Raw genomic sequence first — 6343 nt, 5'->3', positions numbered from 1 at the left:
GGCAGCCGACGTTGCCGTCGTCACCGGTGACGACGACCAGTGCCACGTCGCCGGCCGTCTCGATGGCGGCGCCGCGCCAGGCGGCGAGCACGTCCGCCAGCTGGAGCGCGGCGGTGGCGCTGAAGCTCTCGCTCAGCACGGCCGCCGTCCTGACCCGTGGGGGCAGCGGGCCGCCCAGAGCCCTGCGGACCCCGGCCTCCTCCGCCGCCCGCAGCCCGCGCAGGGCGGAGGCGCTCAGGGAGACCGCGGTGACCGCCGTGCCCGGCACTCCGCCGCGTTCCAGTGCGCGGCCGACACAGGTGGCCAGGCCCTGGCGCAGGTCGTACATACCCAGGGTGCCCACCTCGCAGGCGAGCACCTCGGCCAGCGGCGTGCGGCCCGCCGCGGCGGCGCCGGCGGCGCTCTCCATGACGAAGACGGCCGCCCCCTCCCCCACCGCGGCGCCCGGCGCGAGCGCGCCGGACAGGTGCCAGGCCCAGGCGGACTGGGGGCACAGTTCCTCCACCGCGCCGACCAGGGCGCGGTCGATATGACCCTGGATGATCGCGTTCCTGGCGTAGCCGACCGCGCCCAGGCCGGACACGCGGCCGTCGGCGATGGTGGCGTTCACGCCGCGCAGCCTGTTCCAGATGGCGATCTGGCTGGCGCAGAAGTTCATCACCGAAGGGGGGAAGAGCGTGGCCTGCACCAGGTAGGGCTTCTCGCGGATGAGCGTCTCGCGGGAGAACTCGGTGGAGCTGCGGATGCTGCCCGTGCTGGTCCCGATCGCCACGCCGGTTCGCGCGCGGTCCTCGTCGCTCAGCGGGGTGTCCAGCGTCGCCAGCGCGCGGTTGCTCGCCACCAGGGCGAGCCGCGTGGTGCGGTCCAGGGTTCTGATGCCCTTTTTGCCGAGGTAGTCCTCGACCCTGAGGTCGGGGGTCACGGCGAGCGGGATCGGCGGGTAGTCCCCGGCCGGAGGCTCCGCCGGTCCGGCCTTCTGGGCGGTGAGCGCCTCCAGGCCGATGCCGGCGGGCGAGACCACGCCGCAGCCGGTGATCACGAGTGGCGCCCGCGTCGTCACGCGACCCTCCCCAGAATGGTGATCGCGTTGTTCCCGCCGAAGGCGAAGCCGTGGTTCTGCACGATCCGCGGCGCGGCCGGCCGGCCCGTCCCAGGGACGCAGTCCACGCCGGGGCCGAGCGCCGGATCGATCTCCGTGACGTTGGCCGTGGGCGGCAGGAACCCGTCGTGCAGCGCCATGCAGCAGATGAGCGCGCCGAAACCGCTGGCGGCGCCCATCGTGTGGCCGATCATGGACTTGATCGAGCTGATCGGCGGCAGGTCGTCGCCGAACACCTCACGCACCGCCTTCACCTCCGTGGCGTCGTTGGTCGGGGTTCCCGTGCCGTGCGCGCAGATGTAGTCGATCTCGTCGGGGCGCACCCCGGCGTTGCGGTGCGCCGCGCGTACGCATTCCGCGATGCTGGTCGGGTCGGGCGCGACCGGGTGCTTGGCGTCGCAGTTGACGCCGTACCCGAGGACTTCCGCGTAGATGCGGGCCCCACGGGCGAGGGCCCCCTCCAGCGGCTCCAGGAACAACGCGACCCCGCCCTCCGCGGTCAGGATCCCCGAGCGGTGCGTGTCGAAGGGCCGGCACACCGACTCGGCCAGAGCACCGAGCCGGTAGAAGCCCGCGTGCTCCCAGCGGTTGACCGAATCGGCCCCGCCGCTGATCATGAAGTCCGCCTCGCCGGTACGCACCAGGTCGTAGGCGTAACCCAGCGTGTAGTTGCTCGCCGAGCAGGCCGTGGCTATGGTGTGGGCCTCGCCGGTGAGGCCGAGCTCGGCGTTGACGGCGGTGGCGATGCGGTTGGCCGGCGCGCGGCGGGCCAGCGCCGGGTCGATGTCCTCGAGTCCTTCGCCGACCCACTGGCTCACCAGTTCCTCGATCACCACCGACTCACCGAACGTCGTCCCGATCGCCGAACCGGCACGCGCCGCCGACACCTGGGCGGGGTCGATCTCCGCGTCGGTCAACGCCAGCCGCGCGGCGGAGGCGGCGAACAGGCTGCTGCTCCCCCACTCCTCGACACGCAGCCTGCGCAGCACCTGGCTCGGGTCGAAGTCGTGGACCTCGCCCGCGTAGGTGTGGGGGAACCCTCCGACGTCGAAGCTCTTGATGGGCGACACGCCGCTCCGCCCCGCCCTGATGGCGTCGGCGAAGGCGCGGGCGCCCGTTCCGAGGCTGCTCACCGCGCCTAGCCCGGTGACCACGACCCGGCGCGAGGCGGCTTCACGCATCGGTGTCCTCTTGCTCGTAACGGAGCACGAGCTCGACCACGGCCCCGAGGTTGACCATTTCAGGAAGGGCCGCGCTCGGGATGCGTACGCCCATGGACCGCTCGATGCTCGCGATGATGTCGATGGCCAGCAGCGAGTCGGCGCCGTGCTGGTTGACGAAGTCGCTGGTTTCCGTCAGCTCGTCCGGCTCGATCTCCAGGACGTCGACGAGGATGTCACGGATCTGCTGCAGCCGCTCAGCCTGGATCGCCACGTGGGACATCATGTTTCCTCTCGGTTAGGCGGCGCGCTCTAGCGCCCGGTGGATCATTTCCGCGGCTTGCCGGTTGCCTTCATCGGTGAAGTGCACGGTGTCCGCGAACGCGTCGCCCTCGAAGAGGCCGGCGGACAGGTTCAGGAAGGAGATCCCCAGATCGGCGCAGCCCTTGGCGAACAGGCCGGCGTAGGCGTCCCAGTTCTGCTCGATGGTGCTGTGCAGGATTCCGAACACGGGGGCGTCGAAGTCGTACCGTGCCTTCTCCTCCGGGCTGAGGTCTCTCGTGCGCGAGGTCACGAACGGCTGCAGGCAGAACACGATCCGGGTACGCTCGCCCGCCGCCCGCGCGAGGAACGCGAGATGCTCGAGCCGCCTGCGGGCCGCCGCCTCCATCCTCGGCACGGCGTCGGCGAGGTCCCAGGCGGCGGGCTTGGGCCGCTTGCGGCGTCGGGACTCGAGATCCGGGACCGCTTCGCCGGAGGCGAGGGTGGCCAGGTCGAACAGCGGGATCTCGGCGAGGTCGGCGAAGGTGCGCTCGTAGGAGATGGCTCCGAACAGCCCGCTCGGGTCGAGCGAGCCCACCACGTTGACGAAGTCAGAGCCCCCACCGATGATCACCACCGTGGACGCGGCGTGCAGGAACGGTGTGGCGGCGGCCAGTTCCTGGAGCGAGACCGCCGCGCACAGGCCCAGGTTGAGCTGCCGGGTCCCGGAGATGAAGGCCAGGTGCGAAGGGGGCGAGTTGCGGTCGGAGGTCGCCGCGAGACCGACGGCCACCGAGTTGCCCAGAAAGATCCCGCCGCCGCCCGAGGCGAGCCACGTCTTGGTGTCGACCGTGCCGAACGGTGAGTCGGAGAGACGAAATCCCTCCTCATCGGTGTTGAGGCCGGGCGAACGGTGGCCGGGAGGCAGGGTGAAGCCGAGAAAGGGATGCGGATAGAGATCGATGCCATGCCTTTCGAGCAGCATCCCGCCACGGTGTCGCCGAGCGAATGACTCGTGCGCGAATTTCGGGGTGGATCTCATTGTTCGACAGTCACCACAGACGGTTGAGGGCGGCTCGCGCCCGGCTCGACGAGGAGGCTTTCCAGCGAGTTCACGACCTGGGCGGGGGACGGCTGGCCGGCCATCTCGGCCTGCAAGCGCCGCGCGGCGGCCAGGTAGTCCGGTTTGGCCAGCAACTCCGCGAGGTGATCCCTGATCGCCGCCGGCTCCGCGGCCGGCGCCGCGAGCACCAGGCCGGCGCCCGCCTCGGTCAGCCGCGCGGCGTGGCGCTGGTGGTCGGGCAGTCGAGGGATGAGCAGCTGCGGCAGCCCGTGGGTCAGCCCGGTCAGCAGGCTGCCCGCGCCACCGTGCGCCACCACGTAGTCGCAGGCCGGCAGCAGCAGGTCGAGGGGCGTCCCCTCGGTGACGTGCGTGCCGGGCGGCAGCTCGCCGAGCAGCGGGCGTTGCTCCGGCGTGACCGCGGCCACCACTTCCACGTCGAGGTCGCCGATCGCCCTGACCACGTCGCCGGCCAGGAAGAGTCCGGGATCCACCCGGCTCAGCGTGGTGCCCCACGTGACGCACACGCGCGGGCGGCCGGACGGCGCGGGCAGCCCGGCGGGCAGCGTGCCTGGCCCGTTGTGGGGGACGTACCGCATGGGGAGCCGGCGGGAGCCGACGGGGACCTGCAGCCCGGCGGGGCACGGGTCGACGGTCGCCACGCCGAACGGGTCGACGGCGTCCAGCCCCAGCTTCGCGCCGAGCGGGGCGAGCACGTCAGGGAGGAAGCGGCCGACGACGCTCATGAGGTCGGTGCCGAACAGGTGCCGCACCGCCGGGATGTCCAGCGCGGCGGCGGCCAGCGGCCCCGCGAACGCGGTGGGCTCGAACACGACGAGGTCCGCGCGCCACCGCCCGGCCAGCGTGATCAGGTCGCCGGCCATCGCCTCGGCCAGCTCGGCGAGCAGGCCGAAGACGCGCGGCCCGCCGCCCGCCGGCCGCTGCGCCGAGGGCGGCGGGAAGATGATGTCGTGGAAGGCCGCCACGGCGTCCACGTCCCGTCCGACCGGCGCCGCGGGCAGGCCGGTACGCAGGATGGCGCCGGTGAGCTCCGGCTGACTCGCCACCAGCACGTCATGACCGGCGGCCCGGCACGCCCACGCGAGCGGCACCATCGCCTGCAGGTGGGACGGCCAGGCCCAGGTCGTGAAGAGTATCCGCATGGGCCCAGGGCATCACGGGCCGGTGGGCGGCGCCTCGAGCGGCGCTGGAGACGTCCTCGACTCAGCGCGGCACGGCCAGTTGGGTGACGGACCGCAGCATGCTGTCCTTGAAGGTCCGGACGAACCCCTCGGCGGTGCCGGTGTCGCGCGGCACGCTGAGGTACGGCTTGAGCTTGCGCTCGACCTCCTGTACGCCCGGCTGGGCGGCCATGTGCCGCGCGATGGCGTCGATGTCGCCCTCGAACTCGATGAACCGCACCAGCAGGTCGTCCCTGATGAACACCGCCGTGGCCAGGATCCGCCCGGCCTGCTCCCCGTCGGAGCCCTGCACCACCGCCGACTTCGGCCGCTGGAAGCCGCTGAAGACCTCGGCCACCCGGTCCTCGTAGCCGCTCTTGATGTTGTACGTGATCGCCGCGAAAGGCATCGTCGTCCTCCCAAGGGACAGTCCAGGTCTTGTACGGCACGCAGCATGCACCGGCGTACTCGGACGAGACTCGACGTGATCGCCGGCCCGCCGCCGCCCCGAGCGAGGCTTGAGCATGCCGTGGAAACCTCCGGGCCAGCGCACCGATGCAGCCGGAGAAGGAGAGCATTGATGACGACGCCTGACGAAAACGCGCCGGTCCTCATCGTCGGCGGCGGATACGCGGGCCTGGCCTCGGCACTGTTCCTGTCGGGGCAGGGCGTCCGCCCGGTGCTGGTCGACAAGCAACCGGGCGTGTCCATCCAGGGCCGCGCCCGCGGGATCAACCAGCGCACCATGGAGATCTACCGCCCGCTGGGCCTGGCAGGCCGGATCGCGGCGGCCGGCGAGCCGTTCGACGCGGAATCGGGGGTCGTCCGCTGCGCGAGCCTCGCGGACGAGTGGACCTGGTTGCTGGGAGAGGACTCGCCGAGGGCCTTTCCCGGGCTGACCGCCGGTGAGTACGTCATGGCCGACCAGCGCAGTGTGGAGCCGATCCTGATCGACGCCGCCCGCGGGCTGGGCGCCGACATCCGGTTCGACACGCGGTGCCTCTCGGTCGACGTGGACGCCGAGGGGGTCGCGGCGGTGACGGAAGACCGCGTCACTGGGCGGCGGCGCACCATCAGGTCGGACTATCTGGTCGCGGCCGACGGTTTCCGCGGCGCCATCAGGCGGGGGCTCGGCATCGACCACACCGGGCCGGGGATCACCCAGCACTGGGTGACCTTCATCGTCGAGGCGGAGCTGTCGGGGCTGGTGCCCCAGCGGGCCATGCTCTGGATCGTGGTCAACGACGAGATCGGGCTCGGCTCGTTCCTCAGCACCGCGGTCCCAGGCCAGTGGGCGATCAGCTTCACCTACGACCCGGCCAAGGAGTCGGCCGCCGACTTCACCGTGGGGCGCTGCGAACGGGTGGCCAGATCGGTCATCGGCCGGGACGTCCCTGTCACGGTCGTGGACGTCGCCTGCTGGGAGGAGGCGGTCGGGGTGGCCGACAGGTACCGCGACGGCCGGGTCTTCCTCGCCGGCGACTCGGCGCACGTCTGGTCGCCGGCCGGCGCGATGGGCGCGAACGCGGCCGTCCAGGACGCGCACAACCTGGCATGGAAGCTCACCGGGGTGCTCAACGGG

The 6343-nt window shown here is 72.0% G+C and carries 7 protein-coding genes; 1 reads left to right on the top strand and 6 read right to left on the bottom strand.

Annotated elements, in window-relative coordinates; translation table 11 throughout:
- From ITP53_RS53220 to ITP53_RS53195, 6 genes are all read right to left on the bottom strand, one after another.
- Positions 1–1060, bottom strand: a 1060-nt coding sequence (locus ITP53_RS53220) for a beta-ketoacyl synthase N-terminal-like domain-containing protein (RefSeq protein ID WP_195903112.1), incomplete at its 3' end; no start/stop codon positions are given.
- A complete protein-coding gene (locus tag ITP53_RS53215; RefSeq protein ID WP_195903111.1) occupies positions 1057–2280 on the bottom strand; it encodes a beta-ketoacyl-[acyl-carrier-protein] synthase family protein in 1224 nt (407 codons plus the stop codon). The genes ITP53_RS53220 and ITP53_RS53215, both read right to left, overlap by 4 nt.
- Positions 2273–2533 (bottom strand): acyl carrier protein, encoded by a 261-nt coding sequence (locus tag ITP53_RS53210; RefSeq protein ID WP_328818734.1) that lies wholly within the window; start codon positions 2531–2533, stop codon positions 2273–2275. Before ITP53_RS53210 ends, ITP53_RS53215 begins: the two co-directional genes overlap by 8 nt.
- A 24-nt stretch (positions 2534–2557) precedes the next feature.
- Positions 2558–3505, bottom strand: coding sequence for a hypothetical protein (locus ITP53_RS53205; RefSeq protein WP_195903109.1), 948 nt, complete (start codon positions 3503–3505; stop codon positions 2558–2560).
- A gap of 53 nt (positions 3506–3558) precedes the next feature.
- Positions 3559–4743: a nucleotide disphospho-sugar-binding domain-containing protein gene (locus ITP53_RS53200; protein ID WP_195903108.1), complete on the bottom strand. Its 1185-nt coding sequence runs from the start codon at positions 4741–4743 to the stop codon at positions 3559–3561.
- A 61-nt stretch (positions 4744–4804) separates the two neighbouring features.
- Positions 4805–5170, bottom strand: coding sequence for a SchA/CurD-like domain-containing protein (locus ITP53_RS53195; protein ID WP_195903107.1), 366 nt, complete (start codon positions 5168–5170; stop codon positions 4805–4807).
- 171 nt (positions 5171–5341) lie between these two features.
- On the opposite strand from ITP53_RS53195, the gene ITP53_RS53190 reads away from it, so the two are divergent.
- The coding region (locus ITP53_RS53190) for an FAD-dependent oxidoreductase (protein WP_195903106.1) at positions 5342–6343 on the top strand (1002 nt) is incomplete at its 3' end.

Origin of the sequence: Nonomuraea cypriaca, assembly GCF_015645445.1 — a bacterium.
GTDB classification, from domain to species: Bacteria; Actinomycetota; Actinomycetes; order Streptosporangiales; family Streptosporangiaceae; genus Nonomuraea; species Nonomuraea cypriaca.
Note: the sequence above shows the minus strand (reverse complement) of the source record. Positions and strands in the feature narration are given on the sequence as shown.

Coding starts and splice junctions, on each gene's coding strand:
- ITP53_RS53215 (WP_195903111.1), bottom strand. CDS start 2,280: ATGCGTGAAGCCGCCTCGCGCCGGGTCGTGGTCACCGGGCTAGGCGCG.
- ITP53_RS53205 (WP_195903109.1), bottom strand. CDS start 3,505: ATGCTGCTCGAAAGGCATGGCATCGATCTCTATCCGCATCCCTTTCTC.
- ITP53_RS53200 (WP_195903108.1), bottom strand. CDS start 4,743: ATGCGGATACTCTTCACGACCTGGGCCTGGCCGTCCCACCTGCAGGCG.
- ITP53_RS53195 (WP_195903107.1), bottom strand. CDS start 5,170: ATGCCTTTCGCGGCGATCACGTACAACATCAAGAGCGGCTACGAGGAC.